We start from the raw sequence: 23649 nt of genomic DNA, 5'->3' as shown, positions 1-23649 counted from the left end.
TCCTTAGCGGTTGACGACGTGCTGGTGCAGACGCTGGATCGCGTCGAGCGACGACAGGATCGCGCCCTCCTGCCAGGCCGGGATGTACGACGCGTGCTCGCCGGCGACGAGGAAACGGTTGTCGAGCTGGCAGAGATTGTCGTAGTGCTGCGCACGACTCGCCTCGGTCCAGGCGCCGGCGCAGCCGAGCGTCCACGGCACGCGGTGCCAGCCGACGGCGATGCCGGTCTCGAACTCCTGCTGGTACTGCGGATGGATCATCGCCCCGTACTCGTAGGCCTTCCTCACGCGCTCCGCCGGCGGCAGTGCGGTGAACTCGTAGGCGTTCGGCCCGAACACGTAGGCGCCGAGCAGCACGCCCTTGCCGGCGCTGTGGTAATCGGTGTTCGGATAGCCGATCAGGCGGATCGGCAGATTGGTGTAGCTGATGCCGCCGTAGATGTGCTCGTCCTGCTCCCAGAAGCGGCGCTTGAACTGCAGGCCAACCTTCACCGATGCCTCGTACGGCACGGCATTGATCGCCGCCTGCATCTTCGGATTGACGTTGAGCTCGATCTGGCTCAGCACCGACAGCGGGATCGTGCACAGGCAGTAGTCGGCGGTCGCCGTCTGCGGCGCGCCGCCGCTCTTCGGATCGACGTAAGTGACCGTGACCTTCTTGCGGTCCTGGTGGATCTTGATGACCTTGGCGTTGTAGCGGATCAGATCACCGACCTCGCGCTTGAACGCATCGCCGATGCGGCCCATGCCGCCGACCGGCTGGAACAGCGTGGTCTGGAACTCGTAGCCGTGACCGGCGCCGATCGAACCCCAGAGCTCCGACTTCAGCAGCTCGGAGAGGCCGGTGATGTCCTTCGAGTAGACCGGCTTGCCGGACAGGCCGCCCGCCGGCGGCTTCTCGTAGCCGCGGCGCTCGCTCGAATCGCGGCCCGGCACGTAGCGGTAGTGCTTGTCGAGCGCGCCCCACTGTCTGAGCGAGGCCATCAGGATCTCCTGATCCTCGGCGCTGACCAGCTCGTCGAGCTTCTTCTGCTGCGTGACCTTGGCCAGCAGTTCGGCGATCTGGCCGTGGTAGTCGGCCTGGATCTCGCGATAGCGCTGCGGCTTGCCGCCGAAGGCCTGCGTCGAATGCACCATCGCGTTGTAGTTGACCTGCACGAAGGGTTCGAGCGCGACGCCGAGCCGGCGGCAGTAGTCGAGCACGCCGTGATGGTGATACGGGATGCGCCACGGACCCGGGTTCAGATACAGGCCCGGATCGAACTCGCACTTCTGCGTGAAGCCGCCGAGCTCCGTGTACGTATCACCGCCGCGCAGCGACCAGTTGCGGCCGCCGGCGCGGTTGTTGTACTCCAGCACCTGCACCTTGTAGCCGGCATTGCGCAGTTCCATCGCCGCGACCATGCCGGCAAGCCCGGCGCCGAGGATCAGGACCGAAGCGCCCTTCGGATTGCCTTCGAGCTTGATCGGCCCCTTGTAATTCGACTCGGACACCAGGCCCATGCCGGCCATCGCCTGATACGACACGGCGCTGCCCGCGACACTGCCGATCAGCGTCAGCAACTCGCGCCGGCTGATGGCCCTCGGCGCACTTCCAGAACTCATCGATCGCTCCCCTTCTGAAGACTACGGATGGGCAACCGCGAGCATCGCTGCGGCTGCACCAAACTGAACGTTTGAACCCGGATAGTTGGAAATCCGCCTGCCGCCGGACGAGGCCCCGCTGCGCACGCTAAGGACGCCGCCGACCCGCCGCAAGACAGGAAATCAACCATTTCGCCCCGCGGAAACGGAAACGGCGACCCGCAGGTCGCCGCTTCCTCACATCGCCAGACGCTCAGAACGAGTACGACAGCTTGCCGTAGTAGTACGCGCCGTTGAAGCCGAACGGCGAGAACGTCGGGTACTTCGTCACGTAGGCCGTGTCGTAGCGATTGTCGGCGGCACTGACGTACGTGCTCTTCAGCGCGGGATTGACCTTGTCGGGATAGGTGTTGAACAGATTGTTGGCGCCAATGCTGAACTTCACCGACTTGACCGGCTTGAAGGCGAGCTCGAGATCGGTGATCGGCGTCGCGCCGATCTTGTTCTCGTAGTAGTTGCCATCGTCACCCATGACCTGTTCCGACGCCTGCCCGTACAGCGTTTCCTGGGCACGGATCGAGAACTTGCCGTAGGTCCACACCGCCGACAGATTCACGCGATATTTCGGCGACGCCGTTTCGAGATCGGAGATTGCCGTCCGGTCGTACAGCGACTGGCCGCCGAGCTCCGACGGGCTCGCCTTGATATTGGTGACTTCGGTCTTGTTGTAGTTGCCGCTCAGCGTCCAGTCGAGGTTGCCCCAGTCGAACGAAGTCGGATACGCGACCACCACATCGACGCCGCGGGTACGAGTCGTCAGACCGTTGGCGAAGATATTGATGCCGATGTCACCGCCGCTGGTCTTGATGGTCGGATCGAGCGTATTGCCGTTGGCGATGATCGCATCCGAGATCGCGCCGGCCCCCGGCACATCCTGGCCCTGGAAGACGCTGTACAGGGCGCCCGAACCAACGATGCGGTCACGCACCTCGATCTGGTAGGCATCGATCGTGGCCGTCATCTTGTCGATCGGATGCAGCACGACGCCGAAGCTGAAGTTCGTCGATTTCTCCGGCTTGAGGCCGCTGCCGAGGCCCAGCAGCGCGGCCGCCGGTGCGTTCGGCGCCATCTGCACGAAGGCCGAGGTCGGTCCGACGTTGGTCGCCGAGTAGTACTCCTCGGCCAGCGTCGGCGCGCGAAAGCCGGTGCTGACCGTGCCGCGCAGCGCGACCGCCGGCGAGAAGTCGTAGCGGCCGGTCAGCTTGCCGACCGTGGTGCTGCCGAAGTCGGTGAAGTGCTCGTAGCGGACCGCCGCGTCGAGCTGCAGGTCCGCGATCGGCGAAACCGCGAAGTCGGCATAACCGGCAAAGTTGTCGCGGGTATGCCTGCCGGCATCGCCCGGCTGAATGCCCGGGAACGACGAAGCGCCGGAGCCGTAGCGGGACGCCGGCTCGCCGGCCTGGAGCTCGTACGAATCCGAGCGCTGTTCGAGGCCGAGCGCCACGTTCAGCGGACCGGCGAGACCGACTTCGAAGTCGCGTCCGACATCCAGCGTGTTGGTCCACTGCGTCGCCACGTAGGCACCGTCGTAGAAGTCGGTCGGCGACGCGCCGGTCTCCGCGTACAGATCGGTGTTCAGCGAGTCGATCGTGTAGATCTTGACGCGGTCCTTGCCGTAGGTGCTGGCCAGGTCCCAGATCCACGAATCGAACAGCTCGCCCTTCAGGCCCGCCGTGAACGAAAGATCTTCCTCGTCGGTCGCTTCCTTCGGGTTGAAGCCGAACGGATAGTAGTAATGCGTCACGCCGCCGCCGTCGGTGTAGCTGGCACGCGACGGGTTGCGATAGTTTTCGAACGACTCCGCCTTCTTCTTGCCGTAGCTGCCGAACGCGTACGCGTCCACGGCGCCGATCGCGAAGCCGCCATTGAACATCGCGAGCTGCGCGTGGTACTCCGGATCACCGATGATGTGATTCAGATACGGATAGCCGTGCGCGAGCGCCATGTTCGTGTTCGGATACGTCGAGAGCGAGCTGTCCGGATCGTGGATGCCGAAAGCCGCCCGCGGATCGACGTCGCCGCGATCGCTGCTCGCGTGATTGCGGATCTCCGCGGTCAGATTGATGAAGTTGCGACCATCGGAGCCGAAGCCGATATTGCCGGACAGGTCCGGCGTTTCGCCGCCGCCGTCCTTGTAGCCGCCGTAGCTGCCGTCGACCGATCCGCCTTCGTAGTCCTTCTTCAGGATGATGTTGACGACGCCGGCGATCGCGTCGGTACCGTACTGTGCGGCAGCGCCGTCCGTCAGCACTTCGATGTGGTCGATCGCCGAAGCCGGAATGAAATTGAGATCGGCGGATGAGGCACCCTGATACGGGCCGGACAGCACCGCGAAGTTCGCCGTGGTGTGGCGACGCTTGCCGTTCACCAGCACCAGCGCATGGTTCGGCGAAAGGCCGCGCAGCTTCGCCGACAGCGTCTGGTTCGCCATGTCGCCGCCGAAGGCCTGCGCGGTGAACGACGGCACGGTCGCCGCCAGCGAGCCGATGAGATCCGCCGAGCCGGCCGACTTCAGCGTCTCCGCGCTCAGCACCTGCACCGGCGCCGGGCTGTCCGACACCTGCATGCCGGTGCGGCGCGTGCCGGTGACGATGACTTCCTCGATCCTGGCATCGGGTTCGGCGGCCGCGTCGGCCATCGCCACTTCGCTGCCCTGCACGGCTTCGGCTGCGTGGGCAGCCTGTGCCGTCAGCGCCGCGCACAACACCAGCGGCGCGCAAGCCCAGCTGCGCATCGGCACACGCAGCCGCATCGCTTCCATCGCCATTCCGATCTGATTCACTTTACTCACGCCTGACTCCCGTTCGAACGTTCTGACGCTTCAGTTACCAGGGCCCGCCTTGCAGACCCATCCCTGAGATCAAAAACGGACGGCGCGCAGAAAACGGAAATGAAATCGACATGCTGGTGACAGATGGCGGCAGTGCAGCGCTCAGGCGCCCGCGCGCGGTGCCCGCGCGCCGTGCTTCGGTGCATCGATGCACGCTGTCGGCGCAGGGTCGGGCCTCTTCTTCTGCGCGGCCTGCGGGCGTGGCAGGCCGGGCTGCGGCCAGCGCGGGGCGCTGTTGCGGACCAACGCGGCGGCGCAGCGCTGCGGACGCGTGTCGTTGAGGACGTACTTCTTGAGGCGTTGCCGGATGCGGCTCATCGTGCGGCTCCAATGCGGTGGCGGACGATCCGCCTGCCTCAGGAACGGCTACGACGCGCGAAACGGAAAAGGAACGGCACGGCACGCCGCGACGCGAGCCGTCGCGGGCGCTGAGGCAACAAGGGGAACCCACGCGCGGCGCAGCGCCGCGCCGACGCGTCAGCCGGCGTTGCGCGTCGTGCTCGACAGCTCGCGGCGCTGCAGGTTGATGCGGCCCTGCGCGTCGCGCTGCACGCTGATCGGGAAGACCTGCCCGATCGCCGCCAGCCACTCGGCCTCGCGGCCCTGCATGACGGTGCCGGTGTAGCGCAGACCGTCGAGCGAACGGTCGGCGATGACGACTTCCTGCCGGCTGTAGCGGTTCAGGTTGGCGACGACGACGGACAGGTCTTCGTCGACGAACTGCAGGCTGCCGCGCTGCCAGGCGATCGCCGCCTCGCGGTCCGCCGGCCGCACGGTCAGCCCTTCGCGTTCGGTGACGACGAGCTGGCCGGCGGCGACGCGAATCGCGCCGTCGTTCGGCAGGCGCGCCTGCTGGCTGGCCAGCGCGGCGTCGCGCGCCGCGTCCTCGACGTCGATCGCGCCCTGGGTGACGACCACTTCGACGCGCGCGCCGGTCTTGCGGATATTGAACGCGGTGCCGACGGCGATGACCTTCAGACGGCCGACGCGCACGACGAACGGCCGCTGCGGATTGTGCGCGACCTCGAAGTAAGCCTCGCCGTCGCCGAGCTGCAGGCCGCGCACGCCCGCCGTGTAGTCGACGTCGAGCCGCGTCGCCGCGCCGAGCGACACCTGCGAGCCATCGGCGAGCAGCAGATCCTGGCGCTGCGCCTTGGCGGTCACGTAGGAGGCGGTCTGCGTCGCCTCACCGCCGCGCCCCAGGTAAGAGGACGCACCGACGACGATCGCCAGTGCGGCGACGCCGGCCGCCAGCGCGCGCACGGCGTGGCGGCGCCGCACGGGCGCCGCCGGCACGGCCGCCGCGGCCGCTTCGGCCGCTTCGGACGCTTCGGCGGCCGGCTCGTCGAGCATTTCACGCAGCAGTGCGGCGCGCGTCTCGGCGTCGAGCGCGTCGAACCGCGCGCCGAGCCCCTCGATCTTCTCGAAAGCCTGCAGATTGTCCGGATCGCGCTGGCACCAGTCGAGCCACTCGCTGATTTCCTCCGGACGCACGCTCTCCTCGCGCAGGCGCTGCCACCACAGGGCCGCCTGTTCGAGACGCGCCGTCGTCGCTTTCTTGGAATTCATCAGCCGCTCCTCCGACGGCCATTGTTCCAGATTATCGGGGCCCACACGATCCCGCCGGGCCGTGCCATGGCCAGGCACGTCACGGCGCGGGCCGCCGACCGTCCGTCTTTATCCTTTTTCGGCTTCATCCAGGCGCTGCCGGCACGTGGCCATGGCGCGCGCGACATAGTGACGGATCATGCGGTCGGTCAGGTTCATCTGTGCCGCGATCTCCTGCACGCTGTGGCCCGCGAAGACATGCAGCATGAACGCGCGGCGGCACTTTTCCGGAAGTTCGCGCAGCGCCTGCTTGATGATCCCCATCTCTTGCTGGGCGATCGCGGTGCGATCCGGCCCGGGCCGGGTCAGCAGGTCCTCGAAGAAGTCCTGCGGCGAGTTGCGCTCGCGCACCCGGCGCTGGCGCAGGCGGTCGATCGCCAGGTTGCCGGCGATCGTGAACAGATGCGCGCGCAGGAAGCTGACGGCGGAGGCCTGCTCGAGCTGGAGCAGCCGCACATAGGCCTCCTGGGCGACGTCATGGGCCTCGGCTTCGGACTGCAGGCGGGCGATGAGAAAACCGATCAGCGCTCGGTTGTGTTCCTGAAACAGCCGGCGCACCATTTCCGATCTTGCCTTCGCATCGAGCGGCGTGGAATCAGCGATTTCACGCTGCCCATCGTTCACCACCGCATTCGCAACTGCCTGCATGGCTGCGTCCTCACACGACTACGTTGTCGTCGTCTCGCCGAAACGCAAAAAGCGGGCCGATCCATGACCGATTTCCGAAATGAACCGTTCGAACGTTCCTGCTCGTAAGCGCTCCTGCGCGCATCGCGTGGAAGCCGCCCGATGACGCCCGAAAACGCGGTGCCGCCGCTGATCCGCCGCCTCGGCCGGATCGACTACACGACCACGTTCGAGCGCATGCGCGCGTTCACCGATGCCCGCGACGACGACACGCCGGACGAGATCTGGCTGCTCGAGCATCCGCCGGTGTTCACGCAGGGCCAGGCCGGCAAGCCGGAGCATCTGCTGATGCCGGGCGACATCCCGGTCGTGCAGTCCGACCGTGGCGGCCAGGTCACCTACCACGGCCCCGGCCAGCTGGTCGTCTACTTCCTGATCGACCTCAAGCGGCGCGGCTACGGCATCCGCTCGCTGGTGACGCATATCGAGCAGAGCATGGTCGCGCTGCTCGCCGACTACGGCATCCGCGCCTACGCCGATCCGGAGGCGCCGGGTGTCTACGTCGACGATGCCGGCGGCCGGCGCATGAAGATCGGTTCGCTGGGCCTGCGCGTCCGCCATGCCCGCACTTACCACGGCCTGTCGCTGAACGTGGCGATGGATCTGGAGCCGTTCTCGCGCATCAATCCCTGCGGCTACCAGGGTCTGCGCATGACGCAGCTGGCCGATCTGGGCGGCCCGGCCAGCGTCGAGGCGGCCGGCGAGGCGCTGTTGCGCCACTTGCTGGTGCATCTGGGCTACGACGCCGTTCACACGCACGACTAACGATCCGCCGGACAGACGTTAACGGTCAGTTACAATAGCCGGCCGTTGCAGGGTCTACGCTGCTCCTCACACCAGCCTTCCGACCGAACCCGATGCCACCCATTCCGCAGCCCTCCGCCGCCGACAGCGCCACCTTGGTGCGCGTGCGCGGCCTGCATTTCAGCCGCGGCACGCGCAAGATCTACGACGGCGTCGACGTCGACATCGCGCGCGGCAAGGTGACGGCCATCCTCGGCCCGTCCGGCACCGGCAAGACCACGCTGCTGCGCATCATCGGCGGCCAGTGGCGGCCGGAAGCCGGCGCCGTCGAGTTCGACGGCATCAACGTGCACCGCCTTGGCCGCAGCGAGCTGTACGCACTGCGCAAGCGCATGGGCATGCTGTTCCAGAATGGCGCACTGCTGACCGACCTGTCCGTCCACGATAACATCGCCTTCCCGCTGCGCGAGCACACGCGTCTGCCGGAAAGCGCGATCCGCGACATCGTGCTGATGAAGCTGGAAGCGGTCGGCCTGCGCGGCGCGCGCGACCTGTACCCGGAAGAGCTGTCCGGCGGCATGAGCCGCCGCGTCGCGCTGGCCCGCGCCATCGCCCTCGATCCGGAAATGGTCATGTACGACGAGCCGTTCACCGGCCAGGATCCGATCAGCATGGGCGTGCTGATGCGCCTGATCCGCTCGCTGAACCAGTCGCTCGGCATCACCAGCGTGATCGTCTCGCACGACGTCGACGAGGTCCTGTCGATCGCCGATCAGGCCTACGTGATCGCCAACGGCCAGGTGCTGGCGCGTGGCACGCCGGACGAAATCCGCGCCTCGCCGCTGGAGTACGTGCAGCAGTTCCTGCAGGGGCGACCCGACGGCCCGGTCGCCTTCCACTACAAAGCCAGGTCGCTCCGCGACGACCTACTGGGCAGCGCATGATCGCCAATCTCGGTGCCGTGCTCGGCAACTTCCTCGCCGGCCTCGGCCGCGCGCAGTTCTTCCTCCTCGCCATCCTGCGCGCCGTTCCGGCGGCGCTGCTGCGGCCGGGCCTGATCGTGCGCCAGCTTTACATGTCCGGCGTGCTGTCGCTGATCATCATCGTCATCAGCGGCATGTTCATCGGCATGGTGCTGTCGCTGCAGGCGCATCACGCGCTGGTCCGCTTCGGCGCCGCCGACTCGGTCGGCGTGCTGGTGGCGCTGTCGATCATCCGCGAGCTCGGCCCGGTCGTGACCGCGCTGCTGTTCGCCGGCCGCGCCGGCTCGGCGCTGGCCGCCGAGATCGGCCTGATGCGCGCCACCGACCAGCTGTCGGCGATGGAAATGATGGCGGTCGATCCGATGCGCCACGTCATCGCGCCGCGCTTCATCGCCGGCCTGCTGGCGATGCCGATCCTGACCGCGATCTTCTCGGTGATGGCGATCGGCGTGGTCGGCGGCCATCTGATCACCGTCGACCTGCTCGGCGTCGACGCCGGCAGCTACTGGTCGCAGATCCGCGCCAATACCGATATCCACGACCTCAACCAGTGCTTCATCAAGGCCACGGTGTTCGGCGCCGTCGTCAGCTGGATCGCGGTCTACCAGGGCTATCACTCGCCGCCGACCTCGGAAGGCGTGTCGCGCGCCACCACCTCGACCGTCGTCGTGTCCTCCCTTTCGGTGCTGGCGATGGATTTCGTCCTCACCGCATTCATGTTCCGTTAATTGCTTCGGGCTAGAGATCGATCATGCAATCCAGAGCCTTGGAAATCCTCGTCGGACTGTTCGTGTGCCTCGGCGTGGCGGCCGTCTTCGTGCTGACCTTCCGTGTCGCCAGCCTCGAGAACATCGGCGGCAGCGGCCAGACCTATCGCGTCAGCGGCATGTTCCAGAACATCGGCGGCCTCAAGGTCGGCTCGGCGGTGACGATCGCCGGCGTCAAGGTCGGCCGGGTGCGCGCGATCGACATCGATCCGCAGACCTTCCAGGCCAAGGTCTCGCTCGACATCGCCCAGCAGTACGACAAGATTCCCGAGGACTCCAGCGCCAAGATCCTCACCTCCGGCCTGCTCGGCGACCAGTACATCGGCCTCGAGGCCGGCGGCATGGACGAGTACCTGAAGGACGGCAGCGAGCTGACGCTGACGCAGAGCGCGCTGGTCATCGAGAACCTGATCGGCCAGTTCCTCGCCTCGCAGGGCGAGTCGAAGGACGACAAGCTCGCCGATGCGATCGGCAAGCTCGCCGATTCGCTGCAGAACAAGAACAACAGTGTGACCCCAGGAGTCCATCCATGATGTCCACCGCCCCCCGCATCCTCCGCCACGCGCTGCTCGGTGCGTGCGCCGCGTTCGGCCTGGCCACGGCCGCCGTCGCCGCACCGGCGACGCCGCCGGAGCAGGTCGTCAAGACCACGACCGACACGATCCGCGCCGACATCTCGGCCAACGTGCAGAAGTACCAGGCCGACAAGAGCGCGTTCTACGCGATGGTCGATCGCCAGATCGTGCCGCACTTCGACACGCCGTACATCGCCAAGGTCATCCTCGGCGCGCACCTGAAGGAAGCGACGCCCGAGCAGATCGGGCAGTTCGAGAAGGCGTTCAAGGACATGCTGGTGCACAGCTACGCCGACAAGCTGCTCGAGTACTACGACAGCGTCGAGATCCAGGTGAAGCCGGGCCGCATCGAAGGCGAAGGCAAGCGCGCCAGCGTCGACACCACGATCGTGCGCAAGGACGGCAAGCCGCCGATTCCGGTGACGTTCTCGCTGCGCGACAACAACGGCGAGTGGAAGGTCTGGGACATCAAGGCCGAGAACATCTCGCTGGTGCTGAACTTCCGCACGCAGATCGACGCCGAGATCAAGAAGAGCAACGTGGCCTCGGTCATCCAGCGGCTCAACAACGGTCAGCTCGAAGTCAGCGCCGACGCCGACAAGGACGACGCCGGCAAGCCGCAGGGCAAGACCCCGTGAGCGCGGCGCTCAGCGGCGCGCTGAGCTTCTCGACCGCCGAAGGCTGGTTCGCGCGCGCCGACGAACTCGCCGGCGCCGGCACGATCGATCTGGCCAGTGTGACGCACTGCGATAGCGCCGGCGCCGCGCTGCTGCTTGAATTGCGGCGTCGCGCCCTCAGCAAGGGCCAGACGCTGGCGTTCATCAACGCGACGCCGCAGTTGCGCGGCCTCATCACGTTCTTCGGCCTGCAGAACGTGGTCGAGCTGGCCGCGTAGCCGGCTCATCGGGAGCAAGTCATGCACAAGGGAATGCGCCTCGCGCCTGTCATCGTCGCCACGATGCTCGCCGGCTGCGCCCACCATTCGCCGTACGAGCCAGCCGATCCGCTCGAAGCGGTGAACCGTCCGATCTACGCCTTCAACCAGACGGCGGACAAGTACGTGCTGCGCCCGGTCGCCAAGACCTATGTCGACTACGTGCCCTCGCCGATCCGCATCGGCGTCAGCAACTTCTTCGACAACCTGTTCTATCCGACGGTCATCGTCAACGATGCGCTGCAGGCCAAGTTCAAGCAGTCCGGCCTCGATCTGACGCGGTTCCTGATGAACTCGACCTTCGGCCTCGCCGGTCTGCTCGACCCGGCGACCATGGTCGGCCTTGCCAAGAACGACGAGGACCTCGGTCAGACCTTCGGCCGCTGGGGCGTCGGCGAAGGCTGGTATCTGATGATTCCGCTGCTGGGCCCGTCGACCAACCGCGACCTGGTCGGCCGCGTCGGCGACAACTGGAGCTCGCCGCTGCAGTACAGCGACTTCACGTTCGGCGAACGCGTCGCCGTGGCCGGTGCGCAGGCCATCGACACGCGCGCGCAGCTGCTCGATCTCGACAGCGTGCTCGACCAGCAGCTCGACCCCTACGTCTTCCTGCGCACCGCCTATCTGCAACGGCGGCTGAACCTCGTCTACGACGGCAACCCGCCGGCGAAGTACGTCGAGCCCGATCTGCCGGACGAGTGAAGCGGCGCCGGCGCCGCGGCGTCGGGGCCGGGCGCCGTGACGAAGCGGACGATCTCATCGACGACGCGCGCGTCGCGCAGGATGTGGCGGTGGCCGAGTCCCGGCATCGCCACGAAGCGGCACCCCGGCCAGGCCGCGGCGACGCTGCGGCCGGCGGCCAGCGGCAGCACGCCGTCCTCCTCGCCGTGCACGATCAGCCCCGGCACTTCCAGCGCGGCCACGGCGCTGCGCAGATCCAGCGCCGCGGCGTCGACCCCATGCCGGTGTAAGGCCGCCAGCAATTCGCCGCGCGCCTGCGCGTCGTAGCCGCAGGCGCGCACCGCCGCATCGACGCCATCGAGATAGCGCCTCGGCGGCGCCAGCATCACGGCGCGCCCGACGCCGAGCCCGGCCCGCATCGCCTCGCCGAGCGCCGCCGCGCCGAGCGAGTGCGCCACCGCCGCATGCAGCGGTCCGTAGCGGCGCCCGCATTCGAACACCGCGCGCGCCGCCGCCGGCAGCGTCATGGTGCGGCCGCCGGACTGGCCGTGCGCCGGCAGATCGAGCAGCAGCGCGCCATGTCCGGTCGCGAGCAGCGCCGGCAGCACGTCCACGAAGTCGGCCGACGCCCCCTCCCAGCCGTGCACGAGCAGCACCGGCGGATGCCGGCCGCGCACGCGCAGCAGCGCCACGCGCTCGCCGTCGAGCGTGAACCAGAGCCGCTCCGCCCCTTCGATCCAGAGCCCGCCGCGGCGTGCGACCGCACGCGGCGTGAGCATGTGCAGCGCCAGCTGCGCCGGCCGGATGGCCGCCGTTCCGGAAGAGTCCATGGTCCGCTCCTCGCTTTTTGAATGACGACCATCATATGATGGTCGTCATTGCATCACAAGGAGACGGCCGTGCCCGCACCTGCCGCATCGTCCATGAGCAGCGCCGCCGCGATGAGCGACGGGGCGAAGATGGCGCTGTTCGCGACCATGGCGCTCGGCATGTTCATGTCGCTGCTCGACGTGCAGGTCGTCTCCGCCTCGCTGCCCGAGATCACCTCCGGTCTCGCCGCCGGCGCAGATCAGAGCTCGTGGCTGCAGACCTCGTACCTGATCGCCGAGATCATCATGATTCCGCTGTCCGGCTTTCTGGCGCAGGCGTTCTCGACGCGCTGGCTGTTCACCGCCTCGGCCGCGGCGTTCACGCTCGCCAGCGTCGCCTGCGGCTTCGCCTGGAACATCGAGTCGGCGATCGTCTTCCGCGCGCTGCAGGGCTTCGTCGGCGGCGCCATGATCCCGACGGTGTTCGCGACCGGCTTCACGATCTTCACCGGCCGGCAGCAGGCCCTGATTCCGGCGATCCTCGGCCTGACCGGCACCGTCGCACCGATTCTCGGCCCGACCTTCGGCGGCTGGATCACCGACGTGCTGAGCTGGCGCTGGCTGTTCTTCATCAACGTTGCGCCAGGCCTGCTGATCTGCGCGCTGGTGCCGGTGCTGTGCCGCATCGACGAGCCGCATCCCGAGGTGCTGCGCGGCTTCGACGCGATCGGCCTGGCCGGCATGGCGGTGTTCCTCGGCGGCCTGCAGTACGTACTCGAGGAAGGTCCGCGCTGGGACTGGCTCGACGACGGCACGGTGCGCGCGGTCGCCGTCGTCTGCGCGCTCGGCGCCGTCACCTTCTTCTGGCGCAGCTTCACGCAGCCGCGCGCCGTCATCGACCTGCGCATCTTCGGCGACACCCGCTTCGCGATGGGCTGCCTGTTCCAGTTCGTGCTCGGCATCGGCATGTTCTCGGCGATCTACCTGATTCCGCAGTACCTCGCGCGCATCCAGGAGTACCGTAGCCTCGACATCGGCCAGGCCGTGTTCGTCACCGGCGTCGCGCAGATCTTCGCCACGCCGCTCGCCGCCGCGTTGTCGCGGCGCGTCGACCCGCGCCACATGATCGTGTTCGGTTTCACGCTGTTCGGCCTGTCGTTCTGGCAGCTGAGCCGCCTGTCCTCGGCCTGGGGCGGACACGAGCTGCTGCTGGCGCAGGCGATGCGCGGCTTCGCGACCATGTTCTGCATCGTGCCGGCCACCAACATGGCGCTCGCCGACATGCCAGCGGCGCGCCTCAAGGCGGCGAGCGGCCTGTCGAACCTGATGCGCAACCTCGGCGGCGCGATCGGCATCGCCGCGACCAATACCATCGTCGACCATCGCTACTCGCTGCACTTCTCGCGGCTCGGCGATTCGCTGCGTGCCGCGCGCCTCGACGAATGGTTCGCGCAGACCCAGGTGGCGACCGGCGGCGTGATCGCCGACGCCGCCACGCAGCAGCAGGCGGCGATGGCGCTGCTCGCGCGCACGGTCCATCGCGAGGCGCTGACGATGGCCTACGCCGACTGCGCCCTGCTGTTTGCCGCGCTGTTCCTCGCCGCGCTCATCGTCATTCCGCTGAGCCGCCGCATGCCGGCGGCCGGCGCCGCGGCGAGCGCGGCGCACTGAATCCCTCACCACGGAGCCTCACCATGAACGACGCCGTCATTGCCGGCTATGCCCGAACCCCGTTTCACTTCGCGCGCAAGGGCGCGCTGATCGACGTGCGCCCGGACGATCTCGCCGCGCTCGCCGTGCGCGCGCTCGTCGAGCGCAGCGGAGTCGACCCGCGCCACATCGAGGACCTGATCGTCGGCTGTGCCTATCCGGAAGGCGAGCAGGGCGCCAACCTCGGCCGCATCGTCGGCCTGCTCGCCGGCCTGCCGCTCGCAACCGGCGGCGCCACCGTCAACCGCTTCTGCGGCTCGTCGATGACGGCAATCCACTATGCGGCCGGCCAGATCGCCCTCGGCGCCGGCGAGGTCTTCATCTGCGCCGGCGTCGAATCGATGACGCGCGTGCCGATGGGCGGCTTCACGCCGGCACCGAATCCGCGCTTCCGCCGCGCCGGCGCGCCGTCCTGCGAGATCGATCTCGAGGCCTACATCGCGATGGGCGAGACTGCCGAGAACGTCGCCGCGCGCTACGGCATCTCGCGCGCCGAGCAGGACGCGTTCGCGCTGCGCTCGCAGCAGAAGGCCGCCGCCGCGCGCGGCGACGGGCGCCTCGCCGCGGAGATCGTGCCGGTGCCGACCGCCGCCGGCAGCGTCGTCGAGGACGGCTGCCTGCGTCCGCAGTCGACGGCCGAAGGCCTGGCCGCGCTCAAGCCGGCGTTCCGCGCCGATGGCACGGTCACCGCCGCCAGCTCGTCGCCGCTGACCGACGGCGCCGCTGCGGTGCTGGTCTGCTCGCAAGCCTACGCGCGCCGGCACGGCCTCGACATGCTCGCGCGCATCCGCGCGGTCGCGGTTGCCGGCCTGGCGCCGGAGATCATGGGCATGGGGCCGGTGCCGGCGACGCGCAAGGCGCTCGAACGCGCCGGCCTCACCGCCAACGACCTCGATCTGGTCGAGATCAACGAAGCCTTCGCCAGCCAGGCGATCGCCTCGCTGCGCGAGCTCGGCATCGCGCAGGACAAGGTCAATCTCGACGGCGGCGCGATCGCCATCGGCCATCCGCTCGGCGCAACCGGCGCGCGCATCACCGGCAAGGCCGCGCAGCTGCTGAAGCGCGAGGGCAAGCGCTATGCGCTGGCCACGCAGTGCGTCGGCGGCGGCCAGGGCGTCGCGACCCTCCTCGAAGCCGTCTGAACGCAGGCGATATGATGACAACCGTCATCCTGAAAACCTGCATCGGAGAGGCGCCATGCGCTACTCGGCCACCCAGAAGGAAGAAACCCGCCGCCGCATCGTCGAGACCGCCGCCGCCGCGTTCCGCGCGCACGGTCTCGACGGCATCGGCGTCGCCGATCTGATGAAGCGCGCCGGGCTGACGCACGGCGGCTTCTACGCGCACTTCGAGTCGAAGGACGCGCTGTTCGCCGAGGCGATTGCCGCCGCCTCGACACAGACCCAGGCCTCGCTGCGCAAGGCCATCGAGCAGGCCGAGCCCGGCCAGCGCCGCGAGGCCTTCATCGGCCAGTACCTCAGCCCGCAGCACCGCGAGCGCATCGATCGCGGCTGCTCGATCGCCGCGCTCGGCGCCGACGTCGCCCGCCAGGGCGCCAGGACGCGACGCAGCTTCGAGGCCCAGATCGAGGCACTGATCGAACTCGCCGCCAGCGTCTCGGACGCACCCGACGAGGACCGGCGCGCCGACGCGATCCGCACGGTCGCCACCATGGTCGGCGCGATGCTGATGGCACGCGCGGTGCGGACCAGCGCGCTGTCCGACGAGATCCTGGCGGCCGCCCGGCAGGCCTGAGCGCTGCCCCCGGTGGCGGCGCCAGGCCCGCCGCACGCCGGGCGCGCCGGGACCGCATGGGCCGGATTTACGACAGCGCGCTTCGCGTCGGCGTCATATCGTCCCCCTAGGCTGCACAGATTTTCTCGGGGGGAGAAGAAATGAAGCTCGGCAATCTCGCCGCCGTCGCCGCGGCCGGAGCGGCGCTCGGCCTGCTCGGCGCGTGCAGCAGCAGTTCGTCCGGCAACAGCGCCGGCGGCGTCAGCGATCTGCGCGCCGGCACCTGGCTGTCGGGCGATCTGCATCTGCACTCCGACCACAGCAGCGACGCCGCCGACAACCCGATCGCCGAACTGATCCCGGAAGCGGAGTCCAGAGGCATGGGCTTTTTCGTCATCACCGATCACGACAACCACGTCGACGGCCACATCACGACCTGGGACGATCCGGCTTATCGCAGCGACACGATGGTGATGCTGTACGGCGTCGAGTACACGACCGCGCGCGGCCACGCCAACCTCCTCGGCACGCAGCCGTTCGACGACCTGCCGATGTATGCGCTGCGCGATCGCAGCGACGACGCGGCCGGCCAGGCGATCGCCGACGCCGCGCACGCGCAGGGTCTGCATCTGTCGGTCAACCACCCGCTGAACGGCGATCCGTGGGAATTCGGTTTCGACATGGCCATCGACAGCGTCGAGATCTGGAACGCGATGTACCGCTTCCCGACCAACAACGACGACGCCGTCGCGCTGTGGGACAGCATGCTCAACAGCGGCCGGCGCCTCGCCGCGCGCGGCGGCAGCGACTGCCACCACCAGCACACCTACGAAGCGCTGGTCTTCAACGTCGGCAATCCGACGACCTGGGTCTACGCCAGCGCGCCGAAGGCCGGCGCCGTGCTCGCCGCGCTCAAGGCCGGCAACAGCAGCATCAGCTACGCGCCGACCGCCGAACGTGTCGTGCTCGCCGCCGACACCGATCGCGACGGCGGCTACGAAACGCTGATGGGCGACGGCGCGAGGGCGAGCGGCCAGCCGGTCGACTTTCGCGTCACGATCGACGGCGCGCGGCCGCTCGCGGCTTACGCGATCACCGTGATCCGCAACGGCGAGGTCTTCCTGCAGAAGACCGTCGTCGGCGAGGATCACCTCGACTTCCAGGACACGCCCGCCGCCGCTGCACGCAGCTACTACCGCGTCGAAGTCCGCGGCACGACGCCGGAGGCCCCGGCCGCCGGCGCCGTGCTCGGCTTCTACGGCAACATCATCGCGCTGACCAACCCGCTCTACTTCAACTACGACTGAGCGGACGTGTCGCAGGCACGCAAGCGCGGCCTGCCGTTGCGCTGGGCAGCATCCCGACACGGGCTCGCCGGCACGCCGCTGCCCGCAGCCAGCGCCACGCAGCACCCTCTCCCGCCGCCTGCCACCGACGGGGCTGCGGCGGCTCCGTGATCCGCTCGGACGCGGCGGCGCCGCGCCGATCGCCTTTCACGAACCCTGGCGCCGGCGGCACACGGGTGGCCGCCGCCCGCATTGTCTGGCGCGTGACGCCGGCGCATGCTGCGCTCGCCGTCCACGCGAACGGGGGCCACATGTCATCCCAGGACAAGGTTTTCGCCGGCGCCATACCGCAGCTGTACGAGACGCATCTGGTGCCGCTGATCTTCGCGCCTTACGCGGCCGACCTCGCGCGCCGGCTCGCCGCGCGGCGCCCGGCGCGCGTGCTCGAAGTCGCCGCCGGCACCGGCGTCGTGACGCGGGCGCTGGCCGCGGTACTCGACGAAGGCAGCGCGATCGTCGCCACCGATCTCAATCAGGCGATGCTCGATCAGGCGATCGCACTCGGCACGTCGCGCCCGGTCGAGTGGCAGCAGGCCGATGCCCAGGCGCTGCCGTTCGCCGACGCCAGCTTCGACGCGCTGGTCTGCCAGTTCGGCGCGATGTTCTTCCCGGACAAGCCGAAGGCCTACGCCGAATTCCGGCGCGTGCTCGCCCCCGGCGGCCTGCTGCTGTTCAACGTCTGGGATCGCATCGAGGACAACGAATTCACCGATCTCGTCACCCGGGCGCTCGCGGCGGTGTTTCCCGATGATCCGCCGCACTTCCTGGCGCGCACGCCGCACGGTTACCACGACCGCGCGGCGATCGAGCGCGATCTCCGCGCCGGCGGCTGGCGCGAACCGATCGCCATCGAAACGATCACGGCCCTCGCCCGCGCCGCGAGCCCGCGGGTGCCGGCCTTCGCCTTCTGCCAGGGCACGCCGCTGCGCGGCGAGATCGAGGCGCGTGCGACGCCGTCGCTGGACGAAGCCACCGCGGCCGCCGCGCAGGCCATCGCGCGACGCTTCGGCGACGGGCCGGTCGACGGCAGGATCCAGGCGCACGTCATCAGCGTCGAGAAGCCGGGCGCGCACGCCTGAACGAAAAAGCCCGCCATCGCGGCGGGCTTTTCGCATCACGCGAGAGGCTTCACTGCGAGAACTTGCGCGCGTTGACGAACATCTGGAACCACGGCGTCTTGCCGCTGCCGCCGCTCGCCGCGTAGTCCTGCGGCCACCACGAACCGGTCGTGCCGGCGATGGTGCGCTCCGGGTGCGGCATCAGGATCGTCACGCGGCCGTCGGCGTTGCAGACCGAGGCGAGACCTTCCGGCGAGCCGTTCGGATTCGCCGGATACGTCGTCGCGATTGCGCCGCGCGTCGTCACGTAGCGCATCGCCGCCTGGCCGGCGGACTGCAGCGCGCCGAGATCACCGGCGCCGGCGAACTCGGCGCGGCCTTCGCCGTGGGCGACGGCGATCGGCAGCTTCGAGCCGGCCATGCCCGTGAAGAAGATCGACTTCGAATCGAGCAGCTCGACCTGCGCCCAGCGCGCCTCGAACTGCTCGCTGCGGTTGCGGCGGAACGCCGGCCAGTGCGCGGCACCGGGCACGATGTCCTTCAGCGCCGCGAACATCTGGCAGCCGTTGCAGACGCCGAGCGCGAAGCGTTCGGGATGCGCGAGGAAGTCGGCGAACTCCTTGCGGCCACGCTCGTTGAAGAGGATGGTCTTGGCCCAGCCCTGACCGGCGCCGAGCACGTCGCCATAGCTGAAACCGCCGCAGGCGGCGAGGCCGGCGAAGTCGGCCAGTTTCACGCGGCCTTCGAGCACATCGCTCATGTGCACGTCGACGGCCTCGAAGCCGGCGGCATGGAAGGCGTACGCCATCTCGTACTGGCCGTTGACGCCCTGCTCGCGGATGATCGCGACCTTCGGGCGGCGCGCGAGATGCGGCGCCGCCATCTCCGGCGCGAACGTCAGCGCCACGTGCAGGCCCGGATCGGCGGCGTCGGCGAGCGCGGCGAATTCCTCCTTCGCGCAGTCCGGATTGTCGCGCAGCGCCGCCATGCGATGGCTGGTCTCGGCCCACAGGCGATGCCAGTCGGTGCGCGTCGATTCGAGCACGACCTTGTTGGCCTGCGTGAACGCGATGCGATCGCTGTTCGTCACCGTGCCGATGTCGATCGCGGCAAGGCCGGCATCGTTCAGCGCGGCGATGACCGACACCACATCGGTCTGACGCACCTGCACGACGAAGCCGAGTTCCTCGTTGAACAGCGCCGCGACGGCATCGTCGCCGAGCTGATCGAGCGCGACCTCGAGGCCGCAGTGGCCGGCGAAGGCCATCTCGGCGAGCGTCGCCAGCAGGCCGCCGTCGCTGCGATCGTGGTAGGCGAGCAGCTTGCCGTCGGCGTTGAGCTGCTGGATCTGTTCGAACGCGGCGCGCAGGCGCTGCGCGTCGTCGAGATCCGGCGCGACGTCGCCGACGGCGTTGTAGACCTGCGCCAGCGCCGAGCCGCCGAGACGGTTCTTGCCGGCGCCGAGATCGACGAGCACGAGGCGCGTGTCGCCGGTATCGGTGCGCAGCTGCGGCGTCAGCGAGGCGCGCACGTCGACCACCGGCGCGAACGCCGAGACGATCAGCGACAGCGGCGCGGTCTGCGTCTGCGCTTCTCCCTCATCGTTCTGCCAGACGGACTTCATCGACAGCGAATCCTTGCCGACCGGAATCGCGATGCCGAGCGCCGGACACAGCTCGGCGCCGACCGCCTTCACCGTATCGAACAGGCGCGCGTCCTCGTCGTGCTGGCCGCAGGCGGCCATCCAGTTCGCCGACAGGCGGATGTCCGACAGCTTGCCGATGCGCGCGGCGGCAATGTTGAGCACCGCCTCGGCGACCGCCATGCGGCCCGAGGCCGGCGCGTCGAGCAGCGCGAGCGGCGTGCGCTCACCCATCGCCATCGCTTCGCCGGTGATCGACTCGAAACCGGTCGCGGTGACGGCGCAGTCGGCGACCGGCACCTGCCACGGGCCGACCATCTGGTCACGCACGATCAGACCGCCGACGGTACGGTCGCCGATCGTGATCAGGAACGACTTGCTGGCGACCGCCGGCAGCTGCAGCACGCGCTGCGCAGCTTCGGCGAGATCGATCTTGAGGGTCGCCAGCGCCGGGAACGTGGTCTTCGCGCGCTGGCTCGTGCGCTTCATGCGCGGCGCCTTGCCGAGCAGCACCGGCATCGGCATGTCGACGGCCGAATCACCGAGCAGCGCGTCCTCGACAACGAGCTGCTGCTCGGCGGTCGCGGTGCCGACGACGGCGTACGGCGCGCGCTCGCGCGCGCAGATCGCGCCGAAGCGGGCGACGTCCTCGGCACGGATGGCGATGACGTAGCGCTCCTGCGATTCGTTGCACCAGATTTCCATCGGCGACAGCGCCGGGTCGGCGCTCTGCACGTCGCGCAGCTGGAAGCGGCCGCCGCGATCGTCGGCGTGCACGAGTTCCGGCAGCGCGTTGCTGATGCCGCCGGCGCCGACGTCGTGGATCGACAGGATCGGATTGTCCTCGCCGAGCGCCCAGCAGGCGTCGACGACTTCCTGGCAGCGGCGTTCGAGTTCCGGGTTGGCGCGCTGCACCGACGCGAAGTCGAGTTCGGCGCTTGATGCGCCCGTCGCCATCGACGAGGCGGCGCCGCCGCCCAGACCGATCAGCATCGCCGGGCCGCCGAGCACGATCAGTCTGGCGCCCTCGATGACCTCGCGCTTCTGCACGTGCTCGGCGCGGATGTTGCCGTAGCCGCCGGCGATCATGATCGGCTTGTGATAGCCGCGATTGCGGCTGTCCGGCGTCAGCGCTTCGTACGTGCGGAAATAGCCGTTGAGATTCGGACGGCCGAACTCGTTGTTGTAGGCGGCGGCGCCGATCGGGCCGTCGAGCATGATCTGCAGCGCGCTCGCCATGCGCGGCGGCGTGGAAAGCGCCGCTTCCCAGGGCTGCACGAAATCCGGAATGCGCAGATTGGCGACCGAGAAACCGGCGAGGCCGGCCTTCGGCTTGCCGCCGAGACCGGTCGCGGCCTCGTCGCGGATCTCGCCGCCGGCGCCGGTTGCGGCGCCCGGATGCGGCGAGATGCCGGTCGGGTGGTTGTGCGTCTCCACCTTCATCAGGATGTGCACCGGCTCGTCGTGCGCGCGGTACACGTGGTCGGACTCGGCGAACCAGCGCATCGCCGTGTGGCCTTCGATGACCGAGGCATTGTCCTTGTACGCCGACAGCACGCCCTCGGGCGCCGCGGCGTAGGTCATCTTGATCATCTGGAACAGCGAGTGCGGCTGCGTCTGACCGTCGACGGTGAACTCGGCGTTGAAGATCTTGTGCCGGCAGTGCTCGCTGTTGACCTGCGCGAACATCATCAGCTCGGCGTCGGTCGGATTGCGGCCGGCCTCGCGGCAGTAGGCGACGAGGTAGTCGATCTCCTCGTCGGACAGCGCCAGACCCCAGTCGCGATTGGCGGCGACCAGCGCCGCGCGGCCGCCGGCGAGGACGTCGACCGTGCGCAGGCCGCGGCGCGGCTGGCCGTCGAAGACATGATGCAGGCCAGCCTCGTCGACGAGCACCGACTCCGTCATCGGATCGTGCAGCGCGTCGAGCGCCGCGGCCGGCAGCGCCGTCGCACCGCCGAGGAAATAGGCGCGGCCCAGCTCGATGCGGCGCACGCCGGCGAGCCCGCAGACGCGGGCGATGTCGGTGGCCTTGCTCGACCACGGCGACAGCGTGCCGAGCCGCGGCACCACGAACAGCACCAGGTCGGCGGCCTCGAAGCCGGCCGGGCCCGGGCCGAGCAGGCGGCGCAGGTCCGCCTCGGCGGTGTCGACCGCATCGACCAGATAGAAGTCGCGACTGCGCAGCGTGTGCAGGCCGGGCGCGTGGACGCGCAGCTTGGCGAGCAGGCGCTCGGCACGGAACGCCGACAGCGATTCGGCACCGGGAAGGATCGTCAGGGACATTGCGGGACGGGACGTCGGAGGGACTATTATTTTCGCATGTTTGAGGACCGTGCTCCGACCGGGGAAACCCACTGGCCCGGCGCCCCGCCGCGCGCGCTGCTGTTCGATCTCGACGGCACGCTGGTCGACAGCGTCGGCGATCTGCATGCCTGCCTGAATCGCCTGCTCGCCGGACGCGGCCTGCCGCCGCTGGCCGTCGCGCAGGTCCGGACGATGGTCGGCGACGGCGTGCGCAAGCTGCTCGAACGCGGCCTCGCGGCGGTCGGCGCTGACCCCGGCGAGGCCACGCTCGATGCCGCCGTCGCCGTGTTCATGGCCGACTACCTCGCCCATCCGGTCGTGCAGACGCGGCCCTACCCGGGCGTCGCCGGGACCCTCGCCGCGCTGCACGCCGCGGGCCTGCCGATGGCGGTCTGCACCAACAAGCCGGAAGCGGCGAGCCTGGCCGTGCTCGACGCCCTGGGGCTGCGCCGCTACTTCGCGGCCGTCATCGGCGGCGACTCGACGCCGCGCCGCAAGCCGGACCCGATGCCGCTGAAAGTCGCGCTCGACCGCCTCGGCGTCGCCACGGCCGATGCCGTCATGGTCGGCGACGGCCGGCACGACGCCGATGCCGCGCGCGCCGCCGGCACCGGCTTCATCGGCGTCGACTACGGCTACGGCGCGGACGGCCTGGCGGCGCTGCAGCCACCGCCGCGGCGTCTGCCGCGCTTCGCCGACCTGCCGGCGGCGCTGGGCCTGAGCCCGGCCTAGCGCACCAAGGCGCCGCCGGCGCGCCGCCCGACGACGCGGCGCGATCGGGCGCGCGTCATGGGCGGATTCAGGCCAGCTCGGCCCAGTCCAGTCCCTGCTCCTGGTGCGCGCAGCGCAGACCGGCGTGCTCGCCGCCGATTGCCGCGCGCACCGCGTCGAGCGCCAGCTGCGGGCGGTTGTTGGTCTCCGACAGGTGCGTCAGCACCAGATGCTGCAGGCGCGCGACTTCATAGCCGGCAAGCAGCGCCGCCGCCTGCACGTTCGACAGGTGGCCGCGCTCGCCGCCGACGCGCAGCTTGAGGCTCGGCGGATACGGGCCGACGCGCAGCAGCTCCGGATCGTGGTTGCATTCCAGCATCAGCGCGTCGCAGCCGGCGAGCACCGCACGCATGTGCGGCGAGATGTGGCCGGCGTCGGAGAGGATGCCGATGCGCCGGCGCGCCGCGCCTTCACCGGCGGCGATCACGTACTGGCAGGGCTCCTCGGCATCGTGCGGCACCGGGTACGGCGCGATCGCCAGACTGCCGATCGTGAACTGCTGGTGCGGCGAGAAGCGCACCAGCGCCGGCACTTCCGGGTCCTGCCAGACGCGGTGCGTGCCGTAGGTCATGTAGACCGGCACGCGATGGCGGCGGGCGAGCCGGCCGACGCCGGCCGACGCCGGCGAGATGATCGCCGTGCTCGTGCGTGACGAGGATGGCCGCCAGCGAGCCCGGCTCGACGCCCAGGCGCAGCAGCCGCGCCTCGCTTTCCTTCAGGTTGAATCCGCAATCGACCAGCACGCGCGTGCCGGCGTGCTCGATCAGCGTGGCGTTGCCCTTCGAGCCGGAGCCGAGCATGGCGAATCGGATCATGCGC

21 protein-coding genes and 1 pseudogene are annotated in these 23649 nt (G+C 69.1%); 13 read left to right on the top strand and 9 right to left on the bottom strand.

The window, feature by feature from the left end; translation table 11 throughout:
* Nucleotides 1-3: 3 nt before the first annotated feature.
* The 5 genes from H149_RS0106675 to H149_RS0106655 form a co-directional block, all read right to left on the bottom strand.
* Nucleotides 4-1605: a flavin monoamine oxidase family protein gene (locus tag H149_RS0106675; protein WP_039748278.1), complete on the bottom strand. Its 1602-nt coding sequence runs from the start codon at nt 1603-1605 to the stop codon at nt 4-6.
* Between the two features lie 232 nt (nt 1606-1837).
* The gene (locus H149_RS0106670; protein ID WP_211213556.1) at nt 1838-4426 is read right to left on the bottom strand and encodes a TonB-dependent receptor plug domain-containing protein; all 2589 of its coding nucleotides are present in this window, start codon (nt 4424-4426) and stop codon (nt 1838-1840) included.
* 150 nt (nt 4427-4576) lie between these two features.
* On the bottom strand, nt 4577-4792 hold the full coding sequence (locus H149_RS0106665; RefSeq protein WP_020648967.1) for a hypothetical protein: 216 nt from the start codon (nt 4790-4792) through the stop codon (nt 4577-4579).
* A 159-nt stretch (nt 4793-4951) separates the two neighbouring features.
* Nucleotides 4952-6043 (bottom strand): FecR family protein, encoded by a 1092-nt coding sequence (locus H149_RS0106660; RefSeq protein WP_020648966.1) that lies wholly within the window; start codon nt 6041-6043, stop codon nt 4952-4954.
* Nucleotides 6044-6151: 108 nt separating this feature from the next.
* On the bottom strand, nt 6152-6730 hold the full coding sequence (locus H149_RS0106655; protein ID WP_083930853.1) for an RNA polymerase sigma factor: 579 nt from the start codon (nt 6728-6730) through the stop codon (nt 6152-6154).
* A 141-nt stretch (nt 6731-6871) separates the two neighbouring features.
* Here H149_RS0106655 and lipB point away from each other — a divergent pair, with 141 nt between their 5' ends.
* The 7 genes from lipB (at nt 6872) to H149_RS0106620 (ending at nt 11474) form a co-directional block, all read left to right on the top strand.
* Nucleotides 6872-7534 (top strand): lipoyl(octanoyl) transferase LipB, encoded by a 663-nt coding sequence (lipB, locus tag H149_RS0106650; protein WP_020648964.1) that lies wholly within the window; start codon nt 6872-6874, stop codon nt 7532-7534.
* Between the two features lie 92 nt (nt 7535-7626).
* Nucleotides 7627-8457 (top strand): ABC transporter ATP-binding protein, encoded by an 831-nt coding sequence (locus H149_RS0106645; protein WP_039748275.1) that lies wholly within the window; start codon nt 7627-7629, stop codon nt 8455-8457.
* Nucleotides 8454-9224 (top strand): lipid asymmetry maintenance ABC transporter permease subunit MlaE, encoded by a 771-nt coding sequence (gene mlaE / locus H149_RS0106640; protein WP_020648962.1) that lies wholly within the window; start codon nt 8454-8456, stop codon nt 9222-9224. The genes H149_RS0106645 and mlaE overlap by 4 nt, the downstream gene beginning before the upstream one ends.
* A 23-nt stretch (nt 9225-9247) precedes the next feature.
* Entirely contained in the window at nt 9248-9796 is a 549-nt protein-coding gene (gene mlaD, locus H149_RS0106635) for an outer membrane lipid asymmetry maintenance protein MlaD (RefSeq protein ID WP_039748274.1), read from the top strand.
* Nucleotides 9796-10476: an MlaC/ttg2D family ABC transporter substrate-binding protein gene (locus tag H149_RS0106630; RefSeq protein WP_020648960.1), complete on the top strand. Its 681-nt coding sequence runs from the start codon at nt 9796-9798 to the stop codon at nt 10474-10476. The genes mlaD and H149_RS0106630 overlap by 1 nt, the downstream gene beginning before the upstream one ends.
* Nucleotides 10473-10733 carry an STAS domain-containing protein gene (locus H149_RS23595; protein ID WP_020648959.1) on the top strand — a complete coding sequence of 87 codons (261 nt, stop codon included), beginning with the start codon at nt 10473-10475 and terminating at the stop codon, nt 10731-10733. Before H149_RS0106630 ends, H149_RS23595 begins: the two co-directional genes overlap by 4 nt.
* A 21-nt stretch (nt 10734-10754) precedes the next feature.
* The gene (locus H149_RS0106620; RefSeq protein ID WP_026352928.1) at nt 10755-11474 is read left to right on the top strand and encodes an MlaA family lipoprotein; all 720 of its coding nucleotides are present in this window, start codon (nt 10755-10757) and stop codon (nt 11472-11474) included.
* Here the strand turns inward: H149_RS0106620 and H149_RS20030 are convergent.
* Complete coding sequence (locus H149_RS20030) at nt 11420-12283, bottom strand: alpha/beta fold hydrolase (RefSeq protein WP_020648957.1); 864 nt, start codon at nt 12281-12283, stop codon at nt 11420-11422. The two genes, H149_RS0106620 and H149_RS20030, sit on opposite strands and share 55 nt — an antisense overlap.
* Before the next feature lie 93 nt (nt 12284-12376).
* Here H149_RS20030 and H149_RS0106610 point away from each other — a divergent pair, with 93 nt between their 5' ends.
* From H149_RS0106610 to H149_RS0106590, 5 genes are all read left to right on the top strand, one after another.
* On the top strand, nt 12377-13933 hold the full coding sequence (locus H149_RS0106610) for a DHA2 family efflux MFS transporter permease subunit (RefSeq protein ID WP_020648956.1): 1557 nt from the start codon (nt 12377-12379) through the stop codon (nt 13931-13933).
* Nucleotides 13934-13956: 23 nt separating this feature from the next.
* Nucleotides 13957-15114: a thiolase family protein gene (locus H149_RS0106605; protein WP_020648955.1), complete on the top strand. Its 1158-nt coding sequence runs from the start codon at nt 13957-13959 to the stop codon at nt 15112-15114.
* Between the two features lie 55 nt (nt 15115-15169).
* Nucleotides 15170-15727, top strand: a complete 558-nt coding sequence (locus H149_RS0106600) for a TetR/AcrR family transcriptional regulator (RefSeq protein WP_020648954.1) — start codon at nt 15170-15172, stop codon at nt 15725-15727.
* A 140-nt stretch (nt 15728-15867) separates the two neighbouring features.
* Entirely contained in the window at nt 15868-17013 is a 1146-nt protein-coding gene (locus tag H149_RS0106595; protein ID WP_020648953.1) for a CehA/McbA family metallohydrolase, read from the top strand.
* Nucleotides 17014-17303: 290 nt separating this feature from the next.
* Nucleotides 17304-18131, top strand: a complete 828-nt coding sequence (locus H149_RS0106590; protein ID WP_026352925.1) for a class I SAM-dependent methyltransferase — start codon at nt 17304-17306, stop codon at nt 18129-18131.
* Between the two features lie 49 nt (nt 18132-18180).
* On the opposite strand, the gene purL is transcribed toward H149_RS0106590, so the two are convergent.
* Entirely contained in the window at nt 18181-22032 is a 3852-nt protein-coding gene (gene purL / locus H149_RS0106585; RefSeq protein WP_026352924.1) for a phosphoribosylformylglycinamidine synthase, read from the bottom strand.
* Nucleotides 22033-22074: 42 nt separating this feature from the next.
* Between purL and gph the strand changes: the two genes are divergently transcribed.
* Entirely contained in the window at nt 22075-22791 is a 717-nt protein-coding gene (gph, locus tag H149_RS0106580) for a phosphoglycolate phosphatase (RefSeq protein WP_020648950.1), read from the top strand.
* A 67-nt stretch (nt 22792-22858) separates the two neighbouring features.
* Here gph and H149_RS23965 read toward each other — a convergent pair whose 3' ends face one another.
* On the bottom strand, nt 22859-23401 hold the full coding sequence (locus H149_RS23965) for an MBL fold metallo-hydrolase (protein ID WP_366507617.1): 543 nt from the start codon (nt 23399-23401) through the stop codon (nt 22859-22861).
* 1 nt (nt 23402) lies between these two features.
* Nucleotides 23403-23630, bottom strand: a pseudogene (locus tag H149_RS24330) (MBL fold metallo-hydrolase); the annotation flags it as partial.
* Nucleotides 23631-23649 lie beyond the last annotated feature (19 nt).

It is taken from the genome of Solimonas variicoloris DSM 15731 (assembly GCF_000382285.1).
Classification (GTDB): Bacteria; Pseudomonadota; Gammaproteobacteria; order Nevskiales; family Nevskiaceae; genus Solimonas; species Solimonas variicoloris.
This window is presented reverse-complemented; position numbering and strand designations above follow the sequence as displayed.

Excerpts from the sequence above, each read along its gene's own strand:
- H149_RS20030 (WP_020648957.1), bottom strand. The coding sequence starts at position 12,283 with ATGGACTCTTCCGGAACGGCGGCCATCCGGCCGGCGCAGCTGGCGCTG.
- H149_RS0106675 (WP_039748278.1), bottom strand. The coding sequence starts at position 1,605 with ATGAGTTCTGGAAGTGCGCCGAGGGCCATCAGCCGGCGCGAGTTGCTG.
- H149_RS0106665 (WP_020648967.1), bottom strand. The coding sequence starts at position 4,792 with ATGAGCCGCATCCGGCAACGCCTCAAGAAGTACGTCCTCAACGACACG.
- H149_RS0106660 (WP_020648966.1), bottom strand. The coding sequence starts at position 6,043 with ATGAATTCCAAGAAAGCGACGACGGCGCGTCTCGAACAGGCGGCCCTG.
- lipB (WP_020648964.1), top strand. The coding sequence starts at position 6,872 with ATGACGCCCGAAAACGCGGTGCCGCCGCTGATCCGCCGCCTCGGCCGG.
- H149_RS0106610 (WP_020648956.1), top strand. The coding sequence starts at position 12,377 with ATGAGCAGCGCCGCCGCGATGAGCGACGGGGCGAAGATGGCGCTGTTC.
- H149_RS0106600 (WP_020648954.1), top strand. The coding sequence starts at position 15,170 with ATGCGCTACTCGGCCACCCAGAAGGAAGAAACCCGCCGCCGCATCGTC.
- gph (WP_020648950.1), top strand. The coding sequence starts at position 22,075 with ATGTTTGAGGACCGTGCTCCGACCGGGGAAACCCACTGGCCCGGCGCC.
- H149_RS0106620 (WP_026352928.1), top strand. The coding sequence starts at position 10,755 with ATGCACAAGGGAATGCGCCTCGCGCCTGTCATCGTCGCCACGATGCTC.
- H149_RS0106605 (WP_020648955.1), top strand. The coding sequence starts at position 13,957 with ATGAACGACGCCGTCATTGCCGGCTATGCCCGAACCCCGTTTCACTTC.
- H149_RS23965 (WP_366507617.1), bottom strand. The coding sequence starts at position 23,401 with ATGACCTACGGCACGCACCGCGTCTGGCAGGACCCGGAAGTGCCGGCG.
- H149_RS0106595 (WP_020648953.1), top strand. The coding sequence starts at position 15,868 with ATGAAGCTCGGCAATCTCGCCGCCGTCGCCGCGGCCGGAGCGGCGCTC.
- H149_RS0106645 (WP_039748275.1), top strand. The coding sequence starts at position 7,627 with ATGCCACCCATTCCGCAGCCCTCCGCCGCCGACAGCGCCACCTTGGTG.
- mlaD (WP_039748274.1), top strand. The coding sequence starts at position 9,248 with ATGCAATCCAGAGCCTTGGAAATCCTCGTCGGACTGTTCGTGTGCCTC.
- mlaE (WP_020648962.1), top strand. The coding sequence starts at position 8,454 with ATGATCGCCAATCTCGGTGCCGTGCTCGGCAACTTCCTCGCCGGCCTC.
- H149_RS0106655 (WP_083930853.1), bottom strand. The coding sequence starts at position 6,730 with ATGCAGGCAGTTGCGAATGCGGTGGTGAACGATGGGCAGCGTGAAATC.
- H149_RS0106590 (WP_026352925.1), top strand. The coding sequence starts at position 17,304 with ATGTCATCCCAGGACAAGGTTTTCGCCGGCGCCATACCGCAGCTGTAC.
- H149_RS0106630 (WP_020648960.1), top strand. The coding sequence starts at position 9,796 with ATGTCCACCGCCCCCCGCATCCTCCGCCACGCGCTGCTCGGTGCGTGC.